Source organism: Microcoleus sp. B4-D4, assembly GCF_036705185.1.
GTDB lineage: Bacteria > Cyanobacteriota > Cyanobacteriia > Cyanobacteriales > Microcoleaceae > Microcoleus.
Genome location: NZ_JAUBTX010000004.1, coordinates 270245 through 293426 on the forward strand (window position 1 = coordinate 270245; position 23182 = coordinate 293426).

Here is a 23182-nt window from a genome sequence, read left to right on the forward strand (position 1 = left end):
TCAGGAAAACCAGATTTAGATTGCGGGAATCCCCTAATCTGTATGTTGGTTAGTTGTATCGTTATGCTGGCAGCTCGCGGTATCAACTATTTCTGAAATTTGAGATAACGGAGATTATAACGTGGCGCTTCCTTTGTTAAATTACGCCCCTAAGAGCCAAAATCAGCGCGTTGCTGGTTATGAAATAGGGGGCGACGAGCAGCCGAGAGTTTTCACAACTGAAAACGTGCTCTCGTCGGGAGACATGGAAAATTTGATTTGGGCTGGATATCGCCAGATTTACAGCGAACACCAAATCCTCAAGAGCAACCGCCAAACGTTTTTGGAATCGCAACTAAAGTTCGGTCAGATTACGGTGCGGGATTTCATTCGCGGTTTGGCGACTTCGGCTCCTTTCTTGGAGCGGAATTATCAAACTAACAGCAACTACCGATTTGTGGAAATGTGCGTGCAGCGCGTTTTGGGTCGGGATGTGTACAGCGATCGCGAAAAGATTGCTTGGTCGATCGTGGTAGCAAATAAGGGGCCTCAAGGCTTTATTGACGAGTTGGTCAATAGCGAAGAGTACCTGGATAAGTTCGGCTACGATACCGTACCTTACCAGCAGCGCCGAATTTTGCCTCAGCGAGTTGGAGGGGACACTCCTTTCAACTTGAAGACGCCCCGCTACAACGAGTACCACCGCTCGCAGCTTGGCTTCCCGCAAATCATCTGGCAGACAAGCGTTCGCCGTTTTGTTCCTCAAGAGCAGCAAGCGAAGGCTGGCGATCCGTCGAACTATTTGGGTATGGCGCGCAATATGCCGATGCCTGCTACTCCGCCGCAGCGCGTGCCTCTGGCTAATATCAATATTGCCACGATGGTTCCTCGCCGTTAATTGATACTGCTTGGTGCTATTGTTTGTGTCGGGCTATGGATTTAATCGATCGGCTTTTAGTCTGAGAGAGTTTTGAGTCTTGAGTTTTGAGGTTTGAGTTTTTTACTAAACTTGGAATCCAAAACTCAGGACTCATAATTTTTTGTCAGTAGTCAGTAGTCAGTAGTCAGTAGTTAGTAGTCAGTAGTTAGTAGTCAGTAGTTATCAATTCCCAATTATTAATTCTCCATACCCAGTTACCAGAAAGAACTGGTTTAAAGCCTCTCCATTTTAGGGAGAAATTAAAATCAGACGATTCATTACTCCAATCCTCTTACTTCCAGGTAGAGGTCGCTGTCAACTGTCAACTGTCAACTGTCAACTGTCAACTGTGAGCTCGCAGCCGCAATATTTTTAACAGAGTGTTGAATTGATCGGGTAAAGGTGCGATCGCCTCAATCAACTCTCCAGTTAAGGGATGTTGCAATTGCAGCCTCCAAGCGTGGAGGGCTTGTCCGGTTAAATTTACGCCGATGGAACGGTTGGAACTGTACATCGGGTCGCCGATAATGGGATGTTTTATTTCGGCTGTGTGGACGCGAATTTGATGGGTGCGGCCGGTTTCTAATTGATAGTGAATTAAGCAATAGTTGCCAATTCTTTCTTTGATTGTCCAGTGAGTAACTGAGGGGCGGCCGCCTTTTTCTTCTGGTACTACTGCCATTTTTTTGCGGTCTGTGGGATGCCTGCCGATGGGTAGGTCTATTGTGCCTGTTTCGGTGTTAGGAACTCCGTAAACTACGCCTAAATATTCGCGGCGGGCGGTTTTGCTTTTGAGTTGGGCTTGCAGGTTTTGGTGGGCAACATCGGTTTTGGCGATCGCGATCGCACCTGTTGTATCTTTGTCTAATCTGTGGACGATTCCGGGCCGTTGAACTCCGCCGATTTCTGCGAGGGGACAATGGGCTAACAGGGCGTTGACTAATGTACCGTCTTGATGTCCGGCTGCTGGGTGAACGACTAATCCGGCTGGTTTGTTGATGATAATTAGGCTGTCGTCTTCGTAGAGGATGTCTAGAGGAATTGCTTGGGGTTCTAATTTTGTGGGCTGGGCTTCGGGTAAAGTGATGTGGATGCGATCGCCCGTTTTTACTGATATTTTTTTCGAGGTGCAGGTTTGGTCGTTGACTTTGACGTGGCCTTGTGATATGAGGGTTTGCACACGCGATCGGGATAAGTCTGGTATCTGGTTTGACAGCCAAATATCTAATCGTTGAGTGACATTAATCGGGTTAAATTCCTCTGTATTTTCTACTGTATATATCTGTGCCGCCGTCTCTGTTTCTATCATTGAATTTTTTACTGTTTGTTGCCGATTTTTTGGGCTGATATCATGTCCGATCTGCGATCGTAGCAAAAACGGTTCGTAGTGCGGGCTTTAGTCCGCAGTACGAACCAATAGCGATCTAGGTCAATCTACCCGACACGAAATGACGGATATGGGACTCGAAACCGGGTTTCTATGAGTTATGCAAACAAAAATGATAATTATAGGAAGAAACCCGGTTTTTGAGAGCATCTACTATTTGATCCTGGTTTCTACTCGCGATCGGGCTAGAGCCTGATAGCAGTATAATTTATGTCAAATAAATGCTTTTATTATAACATTTTTAAGTAAATTTGTCAATGCAAGCGACAATTATCGCAGTGGCCGCACCGCATAGATTGAGATTCCTTGGTAAAGCCAAAAGCTTGCAGCAAAAATTGCCACCGGCACTTTCGATGTTTGAGATATTGTGCCATTTCAGCAGCGGCGGTAAAATTTTGTTTTGCGCCTATTTGCTGTGCGGATTTGTCGATCGCATAATTGAAAGGATCTTGCCAAGTTAATTGTCCGCTGCTGTGCAAGATAGAAAGGGCGATCGCGCTTTCGGGAAATTCGCGAGAAACTGCTTCTACATCGCCTTTAACTGGCAGTTGTTGGGCCAACTGCTGCGCTTCTCGGTATTGCGATCGCAATTTATCTTGAAAAAATTGTGCTCTTTGTTTGTCATCGGGATAAAGCAAACCCGTAGGTTCACTAATCAACGTCAGGGCGATCGCCGATTTGCCGTCGCGTCCGCCTCTACCAATTTCCTGAATGTATTCCGATAATAGCAAAGGTGCTTGAAAGTGAACAACCCACCGCACATCCGGCTTGTTAATTCCCATCCCGAAAGCACAGGTACAAATCACAAATTTAAGAGCGTTATTTAGCCAAGCTGTTTCTATGTTTCGGCGCGATTCAGGACTCAAACCTGCATGATAGGCTGCGGTTTTATAACCTACATCTTCCAACAAATTAGCCAAATTCTCGCTATCTTTTCTCGTGCGAACGTAGACTAAGCCTGCTTGTTTTGATCGAGATTTAATAAAATTTAATAACTGTTGTTTGCGTCCCCTCGGTGTCCAGACAGTCTGCACTTGTAGGTGCAGATTAGAACGGTAGGGACTTAGCAAAAATGCTTCTGGTTTTTGCAGTTGCAAGACATTTTTGATGATTTTTTGTGCTTCCGGGTTGGCGGTAGCGGTGAAAGCTGCGATCGCAATTTTACTACCTTCTGGTTTAGCTTTCAACAAAGCCGGTCGCACTGTTCCCAAACGGCGGTAAGCTGGTCGAAAAGTATCGCCCCACTGCACTAAACAGTGAGCTTCGTCTAATATTAAACCGTTGATTTGGAGGTAGGGCTGACTGAGAATTTCCCAGACTGGTTTGCTGAGCAATGTTTCGGGAGACAAATACAGCAATCTCAACTTGTTTTGTTGCAGCGATTGCATTGTTTGTCGGCGCTGCTGTGCTGACAGTTGACTGTGGAGGAGGGAAGCGGGCAAATTGCGATCGCGCAATTCTTGCACTTGATTTTCCATCAAGGCGACTAAGGGCGAAACCACCAAAGTTAAGCCTGTTTGTAACAAAGCTGGCAGTTGAAAGCAAATTGATTTGCCACCACCTGTCGGCATAATTATTATTGTATCTTTTCCTGCTAACAAACTACCGACAATTTCTGCTTGCGGCGGTCGAAAATCGTCGTATCCCCAGATTTCTTTGAAGGCGGCGCGGGCTTGATTTAATAATGTTGGTTCTGGTTGGTATTTCATTGGATTTATCCCCACATCAGAAGTATCAATTATACCAGACAGGAATTACGCATCAATGACAATTACAGTCGCAAGTGCGACTTCAGAAACCGGGTTTCTTCGTAGGCTTTTCGTTACTGATCGCAAAATTTTCTTAGAAACCCGGTTTCTCGCTCATGGGCGTCAGCCGTTAAACTGTCCGAAGTGTTAATTTAATAACAGTTTATAATTTTACTCGAATTTGAATTATGAACGCAAGCACCTTGAGCGAAGTTTTCAGCTATCGGCAAAAGACTTGTGAGCTTTCCGATACAGCAGGGGCGGTAGAGGCGTTACATGAAGATGGTTTTGCGCTGATTCCCGGTGTGCTCGACGAGTCGGAAATGGTGGCGGCCCGGGAAGCACTCGATCGCCTGCAACCCTTCGGACTTGATGGTAGCAGTTGGAGTGAATTGAACAAACATTTTAAATGCGTGTTTAATCGCGATCGGCTGTGGCTTTCCTATGCCGATCGACCTGGTATCATTGAATTGGCAGAAGCATTGATGGGCAGCGATTGCCACATTATCGGCATGACTGCATGGAAAAGTGGGCCCGGTTACGACGGTTGGCGCGTCCACGTCGATCAGGTGTTTGTGCCACTGCCCGAAAGCGTGTTTGCTGTTAGCGGAGCCATCGAAGAAAATCGCACTTTTCAACTGCCAGTATGGATCTGTACAGCCCATTTCTATCTCAGTGACATCACAGAAGACCTCTGTCCTACCTATATTATTCCTGGCAGTCACAAATCGGGTAGAAAACCCGAACGCGGGGAAGAAACTTGGAACGGACACTCCCTAGAACCAGTTTTGTGCAAAGCTGGAGATGTGCTGTTTTTCCGCAGTGAAATTTGGCACTCTGGCGGCAGAAATACCACTGTCGATGGTAGTCGCTATATGCTGCAAGTGCATTATTCCCACCGCAACATCGCGCAGAAATTTTCGCCTTGGCCGTGGCAGTTCAATCCCGAAATTATCGCTACCGCTACAGAACGGCAACTGCGACTTTTAGGCAAACATCCTGAGTCAAATTACGGTTAAAATACATTGCTAATTTTGTTTGAGGCGCGATCGACAAATAAACGGAAAATGTCATATTTATTTGAGATTTGGAGTTTTGGATTTGAGATTGCGATCGATTCTAGAGGCTGGTAAATCTCCGAATATCTTGAGTAATCCAAAATCCCAAATCCAAAATCTACCATCGCCTAAGATTGACCGTCTCGGCGGCCGAGTTCGTAAACGCCGCCGCCAATACAGGCGATCGTCCCCATAGATACCGCCCAACCAGTACCCAGAGACCATTCGACTCCCCAATTGCACAATCCGCCCGCAATCAAAAAGGGCAGAATGCTCAACAGGGAAGCGTAAAAGGCATTTTGAGATTCTCTGGCTTGGCGGGTTCTTTCAAACTCCGCTTCCGAGGTGTAGAGGGATCTTTCGGCAAAATTCATCCAGCGGTTGAGTTGCAGGATTACCCATTCTGTCAGGGGCGACAGACCCCAGTACAGGGCTAAAGACCACAAGGAGGCACCGGCGATCGCAGTTGCGTCTATGGCAAAACTAAAAGGGAAAATTTCAGTAAGCATTGCTTATGTGTGTTATAAATTTGAGATTTCAGACTGCATCCAAAATCCCGTACTAAACTATAGTGTCAAACAAAAGCTCGATCGAATTCAACCGCAGCATAAATTTCACCGGGCCAATGACTTTCTGTTCGCTACAATATTTAAGCCGAAGGCTTGACACCAGTTCTCTATGCAGTAAGATACACCTTGGTTAACTGATTCGCTAGTAGATTCAGCACGCGAGGCAATCTTGCAGCGAATTGGCACAACAGACAACGCAGATTCGCCAACACATTAAACTTTCAGGAGTTAAATAAATCGTGCAAGACTCTAGGGGCCCGCTGACGGTTAAACGCTTTTTTCGCCTTAGACAGATACTACTGTTAGTTCTTTCGCTCTGTATCGTGGTGATTAGCCCTTATTTGCAGCAGGAGTTGGTCAAGGCTCAGTCAGCTTTACCAACCAAAATCGCTACGGGTAATTTGTGGCAAGAAGCTTCTTTCCCAGTCGAAAATTTTGAAGCCTACAGTTCCACCTTCGGCCCCCGTGGTGGAGATTTTCATTACGGTTTGGACATGGCGGCGCCAGAAGGTAGCTATATCCGCAATTGGTGGGGCGGTCAAGTGGTGGAAGTTTGGGAAGATGGCAGGTGCGGCACTGGTATGGTGGTGCGATCGGGAGATTGGGAGCACATCTACTGTCACCTCAGAGGTAGAGTAGAAAAAGTTAACGGCGGGCGCTATTATGTCGATCGCGAAGGCGGCCTGCAAATTTGGCAGGGTCAAACGGTGCCGGCGGGTGCGAGAATTGCCAGAGTGGGAATGACGGGCCGCACCAGTGGGCCTCACTTGCATTGGGGATTGAAGTACGGCGGACGTTGGGTAGACCCGGCTTTGGTACTTCGCGAAATGTATTCCAATCAGTCTTAATTAGTCATTGGGCATTGGGCATTAGTCATTAGTCATTAGTTAAGATAAAGAGTCATTAGTCATTGGTCATTAGTCATTTTTTTGGGTTAGTAGTAAAGTGCTTCAGGCGCACTCTAAAAATAGAGTCGGTGCATAATTCCTACTTCGTTAACTAATGACTAATCACTAATCACCAATGATTGATGACTAATGATTCTTTACCTGAATTAATGACCAATGACTGATGACTAATGACTAATGACTCTTTACCAACTGCCAACTGACAACTGCCAACTGCCAACTGACAACTGCCAACTGCCAACTGCCAACTGCCAACTGACAACTGCCAACTGCCAACTGCCAACTGACAACTGCCAACTGCCAACTGACAACTGCCAACTGCCAACTGCCAACTGCCAACTGACAACTGCCAACTGACTCTTTACGCTGGTTCCAACTCTTTTTTGGTCAACTCGGCGTATCGATCGACAATTTTGCGGAATTCATCACCGTCGATCGTTTCTTCATCCAACAGCACTTCAACCAGCTTGTCTACCAAATGGCGGTTTTCGCGGATAATCCGGCGGGCTTCTTCGTAGCAGTGAATAGCAATTTCCCGGACTTGCCGATCGATCTTGATAGCCATTGCTTCGGAATACTCGGCCCGCGAATTCCAGCTTTGGCCCAAAAACACCTCATTGTTCGGACTTTCCAAAGCCACAGGCCCCAAATCCGACATTCCGTAAAGCGTTACCATCTGTCTCGCTAATTTGCTGACTTCTGTAATATCGCTGCTGGCACCGAGAGTTACTTCAGCATCGCCATAAATTTCAGCCTCTGCAGCCCGTCCCCCCAAAGCTACTGTAATCCGGCTTAACAGCCACGCCCGACTCCTCAAACCTTCGCTGTCGATCATTTCGTCGTCGAGCACGTAGTTGGCAAAGCCTGCGATACCGCCGGAACGCGGAATAATCGTGACTTTTTCTAGGGTGTCGGTATTTTTGAGCATGGCTGATACGAGGGCGTGTCCGATTTCGTGGTATGCTACTAGCCACTTTTTCTTGCTGTCGAGCAGCGGATTCAGAGTAAGCCCGATCGTGATTCGGTCGATCGCATCGTGAATTTCTAAGTTACTAATCGTGTCTTTGCGCCGCCTCGCGGTGAGAATTGCCGCTTCGTTGAGCAAGTTTGCCAAGTCAGCGCCGGAAAAGCCGGGAGTGCGACGGGCGATCGTATCTAGAGCAACTTCTTCGTCGAGTTTTTTGTTGCGCGCGTGCACTTGCAAAATCCCCAAACGTCCTTTGTAGCTGGGCAAATCTACCGTTACTTGTCGATCGAACCTGCCGGGCCGCAGCAGGGCAGTATCGAGTACGTCAGGGCGGTTAGTAGCAGCAATCACAATCACGCCGCTGTTACCCTCAAAGCCGTCCATTTCTGTCAGCAACTGGTTGAGAGTTTGTTCGCGTTCGTCATTTCCACCGCCGATTCCAGCGCCGCGCTGCCTTCCTACCGCGTCTATTTCATCGATGAAGACGATGCAGGGCGAATTTTCTTTAGCTTTTTTGAACAAGTCGCGGACGCGGGAAGCGCCGACTCCGACGAACATTTCGACAAATTCGGAACCGGAGATGCTGAAGAAGGGGACGGCTGCTTCGCCTGCGATGGCTTTTGCCAGCATTGTTTTACCGGTTCCCGGAGGCCCGATTAACAAAACTCCTCTGGGAATTTTCGCGCCTATGGCGTTAAAGCGTTCGGGTTTTTTGAGGAAGGTGACGACTTCTTGCAGTTCTTCTTTGGCTTCTTCGATCCCTGCTACGTCGTCGAACATCACCCCGGTTTTGGCTTCCATTTGGAAACGGGCTCGGGATTTGCCGAAGTTCATGGCATTTCCTTGGGATTGGGTCGATCGGCGCACAATAGCCATCAACACCGCCAACACTGCAAAAATCACCAGTAAGTTTATTACTAAACTGACCGCCGCGGCATTGTCGGCTGTTTGTTTGACTTCAAAGTCAATCTTTTTGGCGCGGATTTGCGAGTAAAGTTCTCGGTTGTTGTAATCGAACAGAGTAACAGTTTGTTCTCGATCGGTTTTTTGATTTTTTAGCTTAACTTTTGCAGTTCTTTGAGTTTCGTCTATTTCGATTTTACTGACTTGCCCTTTCTCTATGTTGTCCATGAGTTTGCTGTAACTCATGGTGTTAGGCGCGCTGTCGGCAAAAACCGGGGGCGAGAGCAATATTCCTTGAGAAATCACCAAACTGCCCAGGATGCGCCAAAGATTCCGTCCGGGCATTGATTTTTTAGGATTCTGCTGGCTCGATTTGTCTTTGTTTACAGCTAGATGCCCCAGCCATGCCTGTTTCCAAGAATTTTTCATATTGGTTTTTTGCCCGAGGTTGAAGACTGCCAAGATTGACCGCTTTTGATTTGCTACATTCATTTATTTTAACAAGATGCCGGGTGTTGGATGGGTTTCTCTGTCGCTGGCTTCTCAAGAGTCCGCTTGAGAGGGCTGGTTTTGAATCCACTGCCACTGATAAACCGGGTTTTTTACTGAATTTGGGGCTTTGATCGGGGATTTTGCTCAAAAAACCCGGTTTCTCGGCCTGGTACACTAAACTTACGCACTGATCCTCAAAAAACCTGATTTTTTACCGAATCAGGGGCTTTAACCAGGGATTTTGCTCAAAAAACCCGGTTTTTCGGATCCCTCAGTCAATTCTTCCATCTAAAATCTTAAACTTGTACGCCGGCGTTGCCGAAGTATCTCAAATCGATTGACATTTGCCGATCGCAATTGTTATATTAATCATAGTCGTAATGAGTACGTTTTATTTCTGCAATTATTGTTTTTAAGTTTTATGGTGAAAATTGTCGGCATTGGTGGGAGTTTGCGGGCTGGATCTTACAGCCAGTTAGCGTTGAAGGTGGCAGCAGAACGGGCGCAAGCCTTGGGCGCGGAAGTTGAAATATTAGATTTGCGATCGCTCAATCTGCCCTTCTGCAACGGTGAGAATGATTATCTCGATTACCCCGATGTGGAAAAGCTGCGGAATGCGGTAAAGCAAGCCGACGCTTTGATTTTAGCAACGCCGGAGTATCACGGTAGCGTCAGCGGCGCTCTCAAGAATGCCCTCGATTTACTCACTTTCGAGCATTTGGACGGCAAAGTTGCGGGTGCGATTAGCGTTTTGGGAGGGCAAGTTAACAGCAACGCACTTAACGATTTGCGAACTATTTTGAGATGGGTGCACGCTTGGGTAATTCCCGAACAAATTGCGATCGGACAAGCTTGGAAAGCTTTTAGTCCTGATGGTAAATTGTTGGATGAAAAATTGTCTGAAAGGTTCGATGAATTAGCTCGCAGTTTGGTAGAAAATACGCGGAAATTGCGAGGAATTTCTTAGTAGAAGGACTGTTAGCTGTTATTTGTTAGTTGTTGTTATTTGTTAGTTATTTGTTAGTTCTTATTGGAAATTGAGAAGTGGAAAGTGGGAATTCGTAGCAAGTAACCAATAACCAATAACCAATAACCACTAACTACTAACTACTGACTACTGACTATTGCCAACTGCCAACTACCAACTGACTTCAAAATGGCATATCGATGATTTCTCCGAAAGGATGCGGTACGTCGATCGGCATTCTTCCGGGTTTTGACTCGTACTTATCAATCCACTTTTTCGCCAATTCCAAAGCTTCCTCTTCAGTCTTGGCATTTTGGACGGCGACGTGGCGGTTGCCCCGGCTATCCCAAACTTCGACGTAGAATACTTTCTGCGATTGCAGAATCCAACCTTTATAACTGTCTGCTGGCTGCATAGTTAAAATTGTAAAATAATCGGGCGGGGAGTTGGACTGACGAGCTAATTTTAAATATTGCCCTGCATAAATTGAATTTTACGCTGGTTTCTATAGTATTTTTGGAAAAAAGTCAGTTTTACGGTTAACCTCATGACTAGACTCTTCAAGCAATTATTTAACTGGAGAAAATATCTCCAACCAGCGGCGGCGGCGATCGCGATCGCCCTGATCGCCTCGCAGATAGCGGTGTTGCCGGCGTTGGCGACTGGCGTGTACGACTTTCCCCTGTTGTCGGCGGGCGATCGAACTTGGGTGTTCGACAAAGGCGACGTACTCAGCCGTAGCAGCGAAAGCAATATCAACAGCGAACTCGACAAGGTGGAACAGCAAACTGGCAAAGAAGTCAGGTTTGTCACCATCCACCGCTTAGACTACGGCGAAACTGTTGCCACTTTTAGCGATCAACTATTTGAACAGTGGTTTCCCACAAAAGAAGACGGGGCCAATCAAATTTTACTCGTTCTCGACACTGTTACCAACAGCGCGGTAATTCGCACCGGCGAAGGGGTTAAATCCCTGCTACCTGATGAAATTGCCCAGAGTGTAGCAGGGGAAACCCTGCAGGTTCCCCTGCGGGAAGCTAACAAATACAACGAGGCTTTGACTGAGGCCAGTTCGCGCATTGCTACTGTTTTGTCCGGTGAACCAGATCCGGGCGCGCCTAAAGTTGTTGACAACATTCAAGTTGAAGGCACCTTTAAAAAAGCTGAAGAAACAGAACAAGGTAATGCCACAGTTGTTGTGGTTGTGCTGTTGGTGTTGGCGACAGTGATTCCAATGGTGACTTATTTCTGGTATCAAGGTTTTTCGTAATCGCGTACTGCTAAATCCGATAAGTTACCTTTTTTTCCAGAAATTAGGGCGAGGCTGGACTAATCTTGAACGTATTCTCGATCGCTCAACAATGCAAGTTCTGCCCGTACAAATTCCCGTCCCAGATAAGCCGCGTGATCTAACATTGTCACCGGGCTGGGGCGGGTTTCTTCTAGGATTTTGACACAAAGTTCTTTGGCGGTTCTGCCGCTAAACAGCGTGCACTGAGTGCGTTCTACCTTGCCGCGGGCGGGGATGGGTTTACCAGTTTCGGGATCGACAGCCAGGCCGCGATCGTCGATGATGTTAGTGAAGTGTTTGGCACAAATTAAGCTGGTTTCGCGATCGAGATAGATGATGAAGTAGCCACCAGGATCGAGGTCGATGTGGCGTTTGGAGAGGTTGTCATCGATGGCGGTGAGGTTTTCCAAGGTTTGACTCATGGTTGGTGAAAGGAAGTAAACAGTAGCTATATTTTTTTTGCTATTCCTAGTTTAGTGGGCTGTGGGACAAGTTTGGAAATTTTGGGCGATCGACATTATAGATGATATCTGCAGACACGGCAATTTCCTGTCCGTCGCCTGGTTTTTGTTTAAATTTGTATAATTAACCGCAGAGAACGCAGAGAACGCAGAGTGAAAAAAGAAAGATAAACAAAATCTGTTATTATTAGCTTTAGCAAGATTTAGCATTAAATTATTGATGAAATTTATAGATTTGTTTTCGGGAATAGGAGGTTTCAGACAAGGCTTTGAAAACAATGGCTTTGAATGCGTCTTTTCCTGCGAAATCAATAGCAAGTGCCGAGAAGTTTACACAGAAAATTTCGGCGAAGTACCTTTTGCCGACATCAGTAACATCAATCCCGCCGAGTTAGTAGACTTTGATGTTTTAGTCGCCGGTTTTCCGTGCCAACCTTTTAGCATCTGCGGCAAAAAGCTCGGTTTTGAAGATACTAGAGGCACGCTATTTTTCGATATTTGTAAAATCATCAAAGTAAAACAACCTCAAGTAGTTGTCCTGGAAAATGTCAAGCACTTAATCCATCACGACAAGGGAAATACCTTAAAAGTAATTATCGCTAGTCTGGAAGATTTGGGCTACAGCGTGAATTACAAAATGCTGAATGCTAAAGACTTTGGACTTCCCCAACACCGCGAAAGAATATTTATTATTGCAACTAAAGGTAAACCTTTCAATTTTTCATTCCTAAAAAGCAAGTTTCCTCCCAAACTCAGGGAATTTCTAGACGAGACGGGGGATTTTGAAATATTGGATAAATCAGAATATACTTTAATTGATTATCCGAGAAAGCAAGATTCGGGACTTGTGTTTGTAGGATACAGAAATAAAGGTACTTGGAAAACTGGGGTGAGGCCGAATACAGAACACTTGTCGAGGGTTCACAGACAGCCGAATCGCATTTATTCGGTGGATGGCGTGCATCCGACAATTCCTTCGCAAGAAACATCGGGCAGGTTTTTTGTCTATTTTCCCGATCGAGATTTGGTGAGAAAGTTGACGCTGAAGGAATGTTACCGTCTCATGGGTTTTCCTGAAGATTTTAAGACTTATCCCAGTGCGGGGGAAAGTTACAAGCAAATTGGAAATTCTGTTTGTGTACCGGTGGTGGAAGCGATCGCGCAAGAAATATTAATCGGCGGTTGAAACCTCCGAGTATTATCAAGGGTTTTTAACCCGGATTTAATCTGAAAACTTGCTCAGCTATGTTTGCGAAGGTGTCCATACAATTCTCGATCGCTCTGCTAACAAATCTGCCAATCTTTCAGCTCTGTCTCGATCATCTTTCACATAAGGTAAACCGACTATCTGAGCATGGGAGTCAGAGTCAGGTATTGCGTCTAAACCTAATTCGCGAATTTGTCCTACTTGGATACTAGCAACTCCGTAACAATTTTTGAATTTTGCTGCAGATTGTTCCGGCGAACAAACATTGGCAATTGTTACCGATAAACCCGGTTCATTGGGGCGAAGTAAATAAGCGAACAGTGAAACTAGATCGCTGGTTTCATCAATCCATTGCCTCCGAAGTAAAGCTCTATAGACGATAGCACTGTCAGCTAAAGAATTGAATGGATAGTTTGTAGTTATAGTTATTTAGTGATAGGGATTTCATTCGCAGAAAAAATCGGATAAAATTTATCCACGAATAATCAATATTCTAGCACTTCATTACATATTTAGGACTACATCTGATTCACTCCGAGAAGATTTATCGGTCATACCTTGTTAAACCACTCTAGCCAATAGACTAATGTTGCTGCTGAAGTGATATCTTCCGAGCCATATTCCTCACTCTTCTGATGATAAGTGTAAGCTTTCTCATTAGCATTATGTGGGCAGAACAAGCGTACTCTCCGATCGGCATTTATATTTTCCCAAGCAAGTCTAATACTACCTTGGTCATCTGTACCTGTAGAGCATTTAGGAAAACTGTTTCCCATGCTATCATAGGCCTCAACCACCAATTTCATCGCTGTCCTGAAAGCATATTCAGTCGGTCTCAAAACCCCGTACTCATCCTCTTCTTCTAAATCTAACAGTTCGATTAGACGTTCGACCGTGATGCGGAAATTCGATAAACCGCTGTTGCTATTGCTATTAGTAATCTGTTCTTTCGCTACAGTCATAAGATTCAATCCTTTTGAGCCGATCGCCAATTCGATCCTAACACAGCCTAATCATCTGCAATAATGACACGGCAGCAATAAGCAATAAGGACACCGCACTGTGTCCCTACTACTACAACAAACAAGTATTACGCTGGAACTTGAACTTTTTCACTGCCCGAAAGCTCAAACGCCGCGTGAATTGCCTTCAAAGCTGTGACACCCTGTGCCTCATCCACAACGCAGCTAATCTTAATCTCAGAAGTTGCAATCATTTGAATGTTGATTTCGTGCTGCGAAAGCGCTTCAAACATCTTGGCCGCAACTCCCGGATGCGCTACCATCCCGGAACCGACAACGCTAACTTTGGCGATTTCTGTATCGACTGCTACTTCCCCCCAGCCGAATTCAACTGCTGATTTTTCTAGGACTGTTTTAGCTGCTTCTGCGTCAATTTGTGCTACGGTAAATGCAATGTCGCGCGTTAATATGCCGTCGATATTGTGACACCGCTGCGATTGAATGATCGTGTCTACGCTAATATTTTCTTCGGCTAAAAGTCCGAACATTTTTGCTGCTACTCCGGGTCGATCGGGCAATTGGCGAATTGCCAGACGCGCTTGATTGAGATCCAAGGCTACAGCCCTAACTGCGGGCGGTTTATGCGACGCTGAACGCAGCCCGACAGGGGAGTTGGCGACATCAAATGCTTTGCAAAGTTCGGCAACTGCCCGATCGCACTCTGCAGCATCGATCGTACAACTAACCTTCACCTCGGAAGTCGAAATCATCTGAATATTAATTCCCGCATCCGCCAAAGTATTAAACATCTGGGCCGCTACCCTCGGACGGCCGATCATTCCCGCACCCGCAATGCTAACTTTAGCTATGGGTCTTTCTTCTGCCCTCACTTCCGGTTCCCCCAATTCTGGGCGCGAATTCTTGCCGAGGGAGGGCACGATCGCATCTGCAACCGCCACAGCTTGATTCAGCGAATTTCGCCTCACAGTAAAGGCGATATCGTTAGTATTTCCCTCGTGAATTGACTGAATAATTAAGTCTACATCGAGGTTTTGCTGCGCGATCGCCCCAAACAACCGCGCAGCTACTCCCGGACGATCGGGCAAACGCAACAGCGACACCCCCGCCTGATCCAAATCAAACTCCACCGCATCCACCGCTTTCGCCAGCTCCAAGCCCTCCAAAGGCCGGGCCGATGGAGGGGGGGACACTACCCGCGTACCGGGCGCGTCACTCCAGCTAGAAAGCACCACCAGCGGCACACCGTAATTCTTGGCAATTTCTACGGCGCGCGGGTGCAGGACTTTTGCGCCCAAACTCGCCAATTCCAGCATTTCGTCGCAGGTGATTTCGTCCATCAGTTGCGCCTGTGCAACCAAGCGCGGATCTGTAGTCAGAATTCCGGGCACGTCAGTATAAATTTCGCATCTATCGGCCCGTAGCGCTGCAGCGATGGCTACTGCTGTGGTGTCGGAACCGCCTCTACCCAAAGTAGTAATTTCCAATTCTGCCGCGTTAGCGATGCCTTGGAAACCTGCGACGACGACGACTTTACCGCTGTTTAACTGGGTTTGGAGCCTGTTCGGGTCGATTCGCAAAATCCGGGCGCGGGTGTGGGCGGCTTCGGTGACAATGCCGACTTGGGCTCCGGTGAGGGAAATTGCGGGCTGTCCCATTTCTTGCAATGCCATGCTCAAAAGCGCGATCGAGACTTGTTCCCCAGTCGAGAGCAACATATCCATTTCCCGCTTGCTGGGATTTGCGGAAATTTCCTTAGCCAGTTTCACTAAACCGTCAGTCGTTTTGCCCATCGCCGAAAGTACGACAACTAAGGAGTTTCCAAGCTGTACTGTTTTGACAACTCGTCGCGCTACTTCCAAAATGCGATCGACTGTACCAACCGATGTTCCGCCGTATTTCTGAACAATTAGTGCCATAGGACTTTACACAAAAGTGATGCAATACTTTACTCTTAACCAATTAATATACGCAAATTCTGGATTATAGCCTACGTTTACCTATGCAGTGCCAATAAAGAAACCGGGTTTTTGGCGAGATTGAGGGTTTGAATCGAATACCAGGGCGAAAAAACCCGGTTTCTCGTCACCGCTGCGTAAGTTCAAAGAAACCGGGTTTTTGGGAGATTGAGGATTTTTTGCGAATATTTTGGCGAAAAAACCCGGTTTCTGGCTACCTATTAGCTGCCTTCTAACTCTCGCAAACGCGCTTCCAAAGCTTGAATTCGCAACTCAGCTTCTATGCGCCTTTGTCGTTCTTGTTCTGCCCGTTCCTCCGCCGCCGGCAGCAAAGTCCCCGATGCCTCCCACCAGCGCAGCAAAGGCAGTTCTACGCCCCGATCGACTCCTTGCCAAATGCCTAATTCTACTTTTATTTGTGCGATCGGGTAATGTCCGCAATTATTTTTTGCGGCTAGCTCGAAGCGGTCTTCGATTAAATGATAAACTTATACTAATAACTAGAAATATTTGTAGACACCGAGTTTATCGGGTCGATTGTCGGGGCGGGTTTAGCCTGTAAGCTCTAATACAATGGAGTTTATGACTGCTGCAAAAGTCGCATCTTTATGTTAAATTTATTCGCACATATTTTAATTTGAGGATTTTTTGAAGAAAATGAGTCAGTACAAGTTAATTATTTTCGATTTTGACGGCACCTTGGCAATTACTCACAGAGCTATTGTATATTGCTTTACCAAAACTTTTGAAAGTTTCAATATTGATCCGCCTGCTGCTGAGACAATTCAAGGGACAATCGGGATTAATTTAGCAAATAGTTTCAAAATCCTGCATCCGGCGATCGAGGAAAGTGCAATTCCCCAATGGGTGGAAACTTACCGCTCTTTTTATCGGACAGAAGGTGAAAAGCAGCTAGATTTATTTCCCGGAACCAAGCAAGTTTTGCAGTTGGCGAGCAAGTCGGGATTAAATTTGGGAGTTTTTAGCAACAAGCACGTTAGTTTTGTTAATTTGTTTCTAGAAAACTTGAAAATTCACAGTTTTTTTGATTTGATTGTAGGTGATGACGGACAAATCATTCAAAAGCCTAATCCGAGTGTTTTTCACTCGATTATTAAACCGCTGTTCCCGGATTTGGAGAACAGTCAAGTTTTAATGGTTGGCGATTCGGCGGTTGATTTGCTGTTTGCGAAAAATGCTGGGATAGATGTTTGTTGGGCGGCTTACGGATATGGCGATCGCGCTGAGTGTCTCGCCCTAAAACCGACTTTGGCGATCGACAATATTTCGGAACTTGCTGCGATGATTCAAAATTAATCTTGAGCCGGTTTGTTTCAGGAGAATTTAAATTATTTTATCAAATAAAATAATTACAGCACTGAATATAAATTCTGGTTGCACCGGAATGATGTTAACAGTTAACAGTCAACAGTTAACAGTCAACAGTCAACAGTCAACAGTCAACAGTTAACAGTCAACAGTCAACAGTCAACAGTAAATTTACTATTCCGATGAATAGAGGATTTGATATAACAGGCAATTTCAAAAGTTGTTTAAAATTGCAATTTATGAATAAAAAATATTTAAAGATAGCAGGCGTTTTTTGTTAATTATAAACAATTAGCTGTGCGAACCGGTAAGCCGCGCGACATCTGCCAAGTAAACCATACCAGAGATAGAGATATCCTAGGAACAACTATTATAAATTAGCAAGTAGGAGTCGTTTGAAGGCACAAAGCAAAAGGCTCAAGGCAGAAGAAAAGAAAAATGAGGGAGACTAGATTTTTTCTCTTGTAGGATTTACGGCATAAATTCTGCACGATCGCCTTCTAACTCGTGGCGCAGGAAAATAGGGCAATTCTGTTGAACTTTGGGGTGCAGTCAGTCGGAACCGACAAGAAACTCAATCTATAAAAAACTCATGCAGATCGATAATATAAGTATTCCTTCTGAAACGCTATCGCCGACTCGCACTGGTGGCAATGCACCGAATTTAATAGAAGAAGTATGGAGGCTGTACGATCGCGCCTTGGCAGCTACTAGCAACGGCATCGCGATTTCGGACGCTACCTTACCAGACCAACCAATAGTCTACTGCAACCCCGCTTTCGAGGAGATTACAGGCTACTCGACGGGCGAAGTCATCGGACACAACTGCCGCTTCCTGCAAGGCCCAGATACCGATCGCGCAGCCGTCGCTAAAATCCGCGCAGCCCTGAAAGAACAACACGACTGCAAAGTAGTTCTGAAAAACTACCGCAAAGACGGCACCCCTTTCTGGAACGAACTCACGATATCGCCGGTACGCGACAGCAGCGGCACCGTCACCCATTTCATCGGCGTCCAAGCTGATATCACCGATCGCAAGCAAGCAGAAGAAGCCCTCAAACAAACTGAAGCAAAATACCGCAGCATCTTTGAAAACGCCACCGAAGGCATATTTCAAACCGCCCCAGACGGGCGCTACCTCAGCGCCAACCCCGCACTCGCCCGAATGTACGGCTACGATTCCCCGTCAGAACTGATCGCAAAATGTTCGGCAAAAAACCTTTACACCGATCGCACCCGCCGCGCGGAATTTATCGCCGAAATCAGCCGCACCTCGTCCCTGAAAGAGTTTGAGTCCTGCGTCCGCCGCTATGACGGCAGCACTACCTGGATCTCGGAAAACGTGCGCGAAGTCCGCAGCAAAGCAGGCGAACTCCTTTACTACGAAGGAACTGTCGCCGAAATCGCCGATCGCAAAGCAGCCGAAGCAGCCCTGCGCGATCGAGAATACTGGCTGAAAACCGCGATCGATGCCGTGCCCGATGCCATCAACCTCACAGACAACGAGGGGCGCTGGTTGATTGCTAACGACTGCGCCCTCAAACTTTTGGGCTGGGAAACCGCAGATTACCAAGGCAAAACGACTGCCGAACTCGCAACAGCAGCCGATCCTAGAGTCAGAGAAATCCTGTTAAATTGGCAGAAAACCGACGAAACCACCTGGGAAGCAGGCACTCTTACCTCCAGCAGCCAAATTGTCCCCTTACCCACAGGCGGCAGCAATTTGTTTGAAGTGCGGAAAGTGCCGCTGTTCAACCCCGACGGTTCCCGCAAAGGCATGGCAGTGGCGGGGCGGGACATCACCCAGCAAGTGGAAGCAGAAGCAGCTTTGCGCGAAAGCGAACAGCGGTTTCGGGCAATTTTTGAACGCGGTGCGATCGGCATGGTAGTCGCTACCCTCGAAGGTGTTGCGATCGCCACTAATCCGGCATTTCAAGCTATGCTGGGGCGATCGGAAGCGCAACTGCGGGGTGTCGGCCTCGACGACTGCGCGCACCCGGAAGACGCAACAGCTTCGTGGGAGTTGCGCCAACAGTTGGCAGCGGGCTCGCGCGAAGCTTACCAAATAGAAAAGCGCTACCTCCGCCAAGACGGCAGCATCAGGTGGGGACGCCTCAGCGCCTCTGTCATCGACAGCAGTCAGGGAACCCCACAGTTTATTTTGCAAATGGTAGAGGATATTACCGATCGCAAACAAGCCGAGTCAGCTTTATCGCAAAATGAGGCTAAGTGGCGATCGCTAATTCTCAACAGTTCCGATATCATTACTATTCTCGACGAGGGCGGCGGCATTGTTTACGAAAGCCCTTCTGTAGAAACAGTCTTGGAGTACGAACCAGAGGAACTGATGGGTCGAATGGTTCTCGATTTCATTCACCCTGACGACCTTCCCTCGGTGATATCCGACGGCGAAAAACTGCTCGCAAATCCAGGCGATCCGATCGCCCTAGAAGGTCGGTTCCGGCGCGCTGACGGTTCTTGGTGTTTTCTCGAAGGAGTCGGTATTAACCTGCTAGCAGACCCCGCTGTGAGGGGAATTGTGGTCAACTCCCGCGACATGACGGCGCGCCGGCAAGCAGAGTACCGCCTCAGCAAAATCAACGAGTGCTTTTTGGGATTCACCACCGATGCTGCTGACAACATCCAGCGCCTGACAACCTTAGCCGGCGAGCTTTTGGGCGGAACCTGCGCCGTCTACAGCCACGTCTGTGGCGGGCTGCTGCGCGCGATCGCAACTTGGCAAACGCCGCCTGACTACCCGGAGGTCGATCGCGCCGAGGGCCACATCTGCACTGACGTATACCAAAAAGCCAGCGATCTGGCTGTGGCAATTCCTGACTTGCAGAACACGATCTATGGCAAAAGCGATCCCGCTGTCATCCGCTACGAACTCAAAAGCTATCTGGGACAAGCAGTGCGGCGCGGCGACGATTATGTCGGTTCGGTGTGCGTTGTCTACACCGAACCGATCGCGCCTTCTAAAGCCGATTGCAAGCTGATCGGAATTATTGCTGGGGCGATCGGAGTTGAGGAAGAACGGGCCGCCTCCGCAAAGCGCGATCGGCAAAAATCTCAAGAACTGCAAACAGCTTTGCACAATTTGCAGCAAACTCAAATGCAGTTAGTCCAAACCGAAAAAATGTCTTCCCTGGGACAAGTTCTAGCAGGAATTGCCCACGAAATTAACAACCCAGTGGGCTTTGTCGCCGGCAACCTCTGCCACGTCCGCGACTACATTCTCGACTTGTTAGACATCGTGCAAATGTATCGAGAAGAGTACCCAACTCCTCCAGCCAAAATTCAGAAACAAGCCGAAGATATAGACATAGAATTTCTCGCAAAAGACCTGCCTAAATTGCTCAATTCGATGCACACAGGATGCGATCGCATTGTAGAAATCATTCAAACTCTCCGCAATTTCTCGCGGGCGGACGAAGCAAAAATCAAATCTGCCGACATTCACGAAGGTTTAGACAGTACCTTGTTAATGTTGAACAGCAGGCTGAAAGCCAAAGCCAACTGGCAGGGCATTGAAGTTATTAAAGAATACGGAGAAATGCCGCAAATACAATGTCATCCCGGACTGTTAAATCAGGTATTCATGAATGTATTAGCCAATGCGATGGATGCCTTGGAAGAAAATAGCAGCCAAGGAAAAAATACCGCTGATTTTAGCTTTCCTACAATTACAATTAAAACTGAAACAATTGATAATAAAAGTATTTGCATTCGGATAAAAGACAACGGCCCTGGCATTCCCGAAGATAATATTGTGCGTTTATTTGACCCGTTTTATACCACAAAACCCGTAGGTAAAGGTACAGGTTTGGGTTTATCAATTTCGCACCAAATTGTCGTTGAAAAACATAACGGGAAATTGCAGTGTGTCTCCCAACCGGGTAAAGGTACTGAATTTATTATCGAAATTCCAATTCGTTGACATCAGGACGGCGCAAATCAGGATATCATCTCAATTAATTCATTAGTCATTAGTCAGTAGTCAACAGTCAACCAGAATCGATCTAATTAATCTGCGTTAATCTGTGTTAATCTGCCTCTATCTGCGGTAAAAAACAGAAAGTTTCTCACCGCAGATGACAATTGATAGACAATGTGTACCTGACTCAACTGCAAAATACAATTAGGTTCAAGTAAGTCCTAATTGAGTTAAAAACTAAACTGCGTCCGCAAATTCCCTACAAAAATTGTCGGGTTGTTATCGAAATTATTGGGATTGCCGATCGCATAAAATGCTGGCACAATCGAAATATGGTCGGTGAGAGGCAAATAATAAGTTGCCTCAATTTCGTACTGCTTGCCACCATTTCCCCCGCCCGAAACCAGAAACCTCCGACCGCCAGTAATGTCAAAAGGTACTAAAAATGACAGCGTAAACTGAGCTCCTTTTTTCAAGAAATCGGGAAGTGCAAATCCTAACTGATAAGATTGAGTTTCGATCTTGCCGTCCGGTCGGTTAGTCTTGGGAAATATATTAGTTTCGGCGTAGCCGTAGCGACCGAAAAGACCGAAACGGCGGCTGACAGACCAGTCGAAATTAAAGCTAAAAGTATTCGCAGTAGCATTGCCGAGACGGCCGCCGAAACCGTCATCTGCTAAACCGTTAATCGGCTTGCCATTAGGCGATCCAATTAGCCCGCCAATTTGCTGGATGTTGGAACGGCTGTACAGAAACCGCAAATTTGCCCGATCGCTCGGACTGAATGTTAGCTCGGCGGTACTCGTATTCGTCCCGCCAAACAAGCCTTGAGACGGATTGGAAGCCGAATTAAACACTGAAGTGGGCAAAAATTCCGTACTCTCGCCCAAATAACCCAAACGCAGTTTCAATCGGCGGCTGATATCCCACAAAACCAAAGCACCGGCACCGCGTCTGGTAGCGCTTAACAAAGGGCTGTTGTTAGAATTAAAGCTGCTCGCACCGTCTACGAAAAAGTTAAAGTTATTGTTGTCAAAGTAGCGGTAGAAATTAATTCTCGGCCCGATTACTACTTGCAAGCTGTTGCTAACCGGAAACCGATAAGAAAGTTCTCGCAGGATAACTTCATTGGGATTCACCCCAGCAGTTTGGTCGAGAAAAGGAGTGCCAAAGGTATTGAACAAACCCGGAGAAGTATACTGATTGGCTGGTGAATTTCCGTTGCCTACAGCTAGCTGTGTAATCAATTGGTCTTTCCCTGTAAAAGAAGTAGTGAGGGTCAACCAAACTAACTGGCTGAAAGTGATTTCTGGATCGTCGTCAACTTTCTGCACGATCGGTCTGTTAGTAACTGGATCGCGTCCGGCTACTCGATCTAAGGGAGCAGCTTTTGCATTTGTTGCTTCAACTCGGACTCGCTCGCCCGCAAAAGCTCCAGTCAGGTTAAACCATGCAAAGGCGTTAAGTTTAGTAGTAGTTGAAAATTGGTTGGCTTCCAATTCAGAAGTGCGAGCTTCTAAAGCATCTACTCTACCGCGCAATGTAGCTAATTCTGCTGCAAATTCTTCTTGCAATCTTTGCAGAGATGCTAAATCTTCTCGGCTGACTAAATTACCAGTGGAACCGCTAATTTGTTTGGTAATTTGATCCAAGCAAGCGTTTAATCCGGCGGCAAATTCGTAGCGAGTCATGGCCCGATTGCCTCGGAATGTGCCGTCTGGATATCCCGCAATGCAGCCGTATCTTTCTACGAGAGATTGCAGGGCTTGAAATGCCCAGTCTGTCGGGCGCACGTCGGAGAGTTGGGAAACAGAGGTGACTTGTGCTGCATCTTCTTGTATGCTCAGGTCTTCAGCGGTGCTGCTATCGCTGCTGATATCGGCAATTTTGCTGGCTTCAGCAACATTTTGAGACTCAGGAGTGTTGGCAATTTCTAACTCCTGTGGGGGTAATTGGCGAATTGCCTGCGTTATTTGTGGGGCGGTTGCTGCGCGATTCACCCATGCTGCATCTGTATCTGTTTGGGGTAAAGTACGATCGACCGTTGCTGCATCTGTATCTGTTTGGGGTAAAGTACGATCGACCGTTGCTGCATCTGTATCTGTTTGGGGTAAAGTACGAT

At 46.8% G+C, this 23182-nt stretch carries 19 protein-coding genes; 8 read left to right on the forward strand and 11 right to left on the reverse strand.

Translation table 11 applies throughout. The features are described 5' to 3' along the window. The first annotated feature begins 121 nt into the window (after positions 1-121). The gene (locus QUB13_RS05890; protein ID WP_333379655.1) at positions 122-877 is read left to right on the forward strand and encodes a phycobilisome rod-core linker polypeptide; all 756 of its coding nucleotides are present in this window, start codon (positions 122-124) and stop codon (positions 875-877) included. Between the two features lie 364 nt (positions 878-1241). Here QUB13_RS05890 and QUB13_RS05895 read toward each other — a convergent pair whose 3' ends face one another. Beyond that, positions 1242-2207, reverse strand: a complete 966-nt coding sequence (locus QUB13_RS05895) for an RluA family pseudouridine synthase (protein WP_333379656.1) — start codon at positions 2205-2207, stop codon at positions 1242-1244. A 332-nt stretch (positions 2208-2539) separates the two neighbouring features. Continuing rightward, positions 2540-3994 (reverse strand): RecQ family ATP-dependent DNA helicase, encoded by a 1455-nt coding sequence (locus QUB13_RS05900; protein WP_333379657.1) that lies wholly within the window; start codon positions 3992-3994, stop codon positions 2540-2542. A 227-nt stretch (positions 3995-4221) separates the two neighbouring features. Here QUB13_RS05900 and QUB13_RS05905 point away from each other — a divergent pair, with 227 nt between their 5' ends. Further along, positions 4222-5052 (forward strand): phytanoyl-CoA dioxygenase family protein, encoded by an 831-nt coding sequence (locus QUB13_RS05905; protein ID WP_333379658.1) that lies wholly within the window; start codon positions 4222-4224, stop codon positions 5050-5052. Positions 5053-5219: 167 nt separating this feature from the next. On the opposite strand, the gene QUB13_RS05910 is transcribed toward QUB13_RS05905, so the two are convergent. Then, complete coding sequence (locus QUB13_RS05910) at positions 5220-5600, reverse strand: hypothetical protein (RefSeq protein ID WP_194067622.1); 381 nt, start codon at positions 5598-5600, stop codon at positions 5220-5222. Positions 5601-5896: 296 nt separating this feature from the next. On the opposite strand from QUB13_RS05910, the gene QUB13_RS05915 reads away from it, so the two are divergent. Next, entirely contained in the window at positions 5897-6508 is a 612-nt protein-coding gene (locus QUB13_RS05915; protein WP_442922135.1) for a M23 family metallopeptidase, read from the forward strand. A gap of 245 nt (positions 6509-6753) precedes the next feature. Here the strand turns inward: QUB13_RS05915 and QUB13_RS05920 are convergent, their stop codons facing one another. Both QUB13_RS05920 and ftsH read right to left on the reverse strand, forming a co-directional pair. Then, a complete protein-coding gene (locus QUB13_RS05920; protein WP_333379660.1) occupies positions 6754-6921 on the reverse strand; it encodes a hypothetical protein in 168 nt (55 codons plus the stop codon). Positions 6922-6929: 8 nt separating this feature from the next. Then, complete coding sequence (gene ftsH / locus QUB13_RS05925; RefSeq protein WP_333379661.1) at positions 6930-8867, reverse strand: ATP-dependent zinc metalloprotease FtsH; 1938 nt, start codon at positions 8865-8867, stop codon at positions 6930-6932. Positions 8868-9351: 484 nt separating this feature from the next. On the opposite strand from ftsH, the gene QUB13_RS05930 reads away from it, so the two are divergent. Next, positions 9352-9897 carry an NADPH-dependent FMN reductase gene (locus QUB13_RS05930; protein WP_333379662.1) on the forward strand — a complete coding sequence of 182 codons (546 nt, stop codon included), beginning with the start codon at positions 9352-9354 and terminating at the stop codon, positions 9895-9897. A gap of 184 nt (positions 9898-10081) precedes the next feature. Here QUB13_RS05930 and QUB13_RS05935 read toward each other — a convergent pair whose 3' ends face one another. After that, positions 10082-10312: a hypothetical protein gene (locus QUB13_RS05935; protein WP_333379663.1), complete on the reverse strand. Its 231-nt coding sequence runs from the start codon at positions 10310-10312 to the stop codon at positions 10082-10084. Between the two features lie 132 nt (positions 10313-10444). Here QUB13_RS05935 and psb32 point away from each other — a divergent pair, with 132 nt between their 5' ends. Further along, positions 10445-11167, forward strand: coding sequence for a photosystem II repair protein Psb32 (psb32, locus tag QUB13_RS05940; protein ID WP_333379664.1), 723 nt, complete (start codon positions 10445-10447; stop codon positions 11165-11167). A gap of 59 nt (positions 11168-11226) precedes the next feature. Here the strand turns inward: psb32 and QUB13_RS05945 are convergent, their stop codons facing one another. Continuing rightward, on the reverse strand, positions 11227-11610 hold the full coding sequence (locus QUB13_RS05945) for a DUF4346 domain-containing protein (protein ID WP_333088543.1): 384 nt from the start codon (positions 11608-11610) through the stop codon (positions 11227-11229). 259 nt (positions 11611-11869) lie between these two features. On the opposite strand from QUB13_RS05945, the gene dcm reads away from it, so the two are divergent. After that, positions 11870-12835 carry a DNA (cytosine-5-)-methyltransferase gene (dcm, locus tag QUB13_RS05950; RefSeq protein WP_333379665.1) on the forward strand — a complete coding sequence of 322 codons (966 nt, stop codon included), beginning with the start codon at positions 11870-11872 and terminating at the stop codon, positions 12833-12835. Between the two features lie 572 nt (positions 12836-13407). Here dcm and QUB13_RS05955 read toward each other — a convergent pair. The 3 genes from QUB13_RS05955 to QUB13_RS05965 all read right to left on the reverse strand — a co-directional run bounded on the left by QUB13_RS05955 (position 13408) and on the right by QUB13_RS05965 (position 16156). Further along, on the reverse strand, positions 13408-13818 hold the full coding sequence (locus QUB13_RS05955; RefSeq protein ID WP_333379666.1) for a hypothetical protein: 411 nt from the start codon (positions 13816-13818) through the stop codon (positions 13408-13410). A gap of 128 nt (positions 13819-13946) precedes the next feature. Continuing rightward, on the reverse strand, positions 13947-15755 hold the full coding sequence (locus QUB13_RS05960; protein WP_333379667.1) for an aspartate kinase: 1809 nt from the start codon (positions 15753-15755) through the stop codon (positions 13947-13949). Positions 15756-16015: 260 nt separating this feature from the next. Beyond that, positions 16016-16156 (reverse strand): hypothetical protein, encoded by a 141-nt coding sequence (locus tag QUB13_RS05965; protein WP_333379668.1) that lies wholly within the window; start codon positions 16154-16156, stop codon positions 16016-16018. 295 nt (positions 16157-16451) lie between these two features. Between QUB13_RS05965 and QUB13_RS05970 the strand changes: the two genes are divergently transcribed. Both QUB13_RS05970 and QUB13_RS05975 read left to right on the forward strand, forming a co-directional pair. Continuing rightward, a complete protein-coding gene (locus QUB13_RS05970) occupies positions 16452-17111 on the forward strand; it encodes an HAD family hydrolase (RefSeq protein WP_333379669.1) in 660 nt (219 codons plus the stop codon). Between the two features lie 604 nt (positions 17112-17715). After that, entirely contained in the window at positions 17716-21063 is a 3348-nt protein-coding gene (locus QUB13_RS05975; RefSeq protein WP_333379670.1) for a PAS domain S-box protein, read from the forward strand. Between the two features lie 227 nt (positions 21064-21290). On the opposite strand, the gene QUB13_RS05980 is transcribed toward QUB13_RS05975, so the two are convergent. Further along, positions 21291-22946 (reverse strand): iron uptake porin, encoded by a 1656-nt coding sequence (locus QUB13_RS05980; RefSeq protein ID WP_442922136.1) that lies wholly within the window; start codon positions 22944-22946, stop codon positions 21291-21293. Between the last annotated feature and the right edge of the window lie 236 nt (positions 22947-23182).

Bases quoted from the DNA above. Each gene is read 5' to 3' on its own strand.
- QUB13_RS05895 (WP_333379656.1), bottom strand. From the start codon at position 2,207: ATGATAGAAACAGAGACGGCGGCACAGATATATACAGTAGAAAATACA.
- QUB13_RS05900 (WP_333379657.1), bottom strand. From the start codon at position 3,994: ATGAAATACCAACCAGAACCAACATTATTAAATCAAGCCCGCGCCGCC.
- QUB13_RS05905 (WP_333379658.1), top strand. From the start codon at position 4,222: ATGAACGCAAGCACCTTGAGCGAAGTTTTCAGCTATCGGCAAAAGACT.
- QUB13_RS05910 (WP_194067622.1), bottom strand. From the start codon at position 5,600: ATGCTTACTGAAATTTTCCCTTTTAGTTTTGCCATAGACGCAACTGCG.
- ftsH (WP_333379661.1), bottom strand. From the start codon at position 8,867: ATGAAAAATTCTTGGAAACAGGCATGGCTGGGGCATCTAGCTGTAAAC.
- QUB13_RS05930 (WP_333379662.1), top strand. From the start codon at position 9,352: ATGGTGAAAATTGTCGGCATTGGTGGGAGTTTGCGGGCTGGATCTTAC.
- QUB13_RS05935 (WP_333379663.1), bottom strand. From the start codon at position 10,312: ATGCAGCCAGCAGACAGTTATAAAGGTTGGATTCTGCAATCGCAGAAA.
- psb32 (WP_333379664.1), top strand. From the start codon at position 10,445: ATGACTAGACTCTTCAAGCAATTATTTAACTGGAGAAAATATCTCCAA.
- QUB13_RS05945 (WP_333088543.1), bottom strand. From the start codon at position 11,610: ATGAGTCAAACCTTGGAAAACCTCACCGCCATCGATGACAACCTCTCC.
- dcm (WP_333379665.1), top strand. From the start codon at position 11,870: ATGAAATTTATAGATTTGTTTTCGGGAATAGGAGGTTTCAGACAAGGC.
- QUB13_RS05955 (WP_333379666.1), bottom strand. From the start codon at position 13,818: ATGACTGTAGCGAAAGAACAGATTACTAATAGCAATAGCAACAGCGGT.
- QUB13_RS05960 (WP_333379667.1), bottom strand. From the start codon at position 15,755: ATGGCACTAATTGTTCAGAAATACGGCGGAACATCGGTTGGTACAGTC.
- QUB13_RS05970 (WP_333379669.1), top strand. From the start codon at position 16,452: ATGAGTCAGTACAAGTTAATTATTTTCGATTTTGACGGCACCTTGGCA.
- QUB13_RS05975 (WP_333379670.1), top strand. From the start codon at position 17,716: ATGCAGATCGATAATATAAGTATTCCTTCTGAAACGCTATCGCCGACT.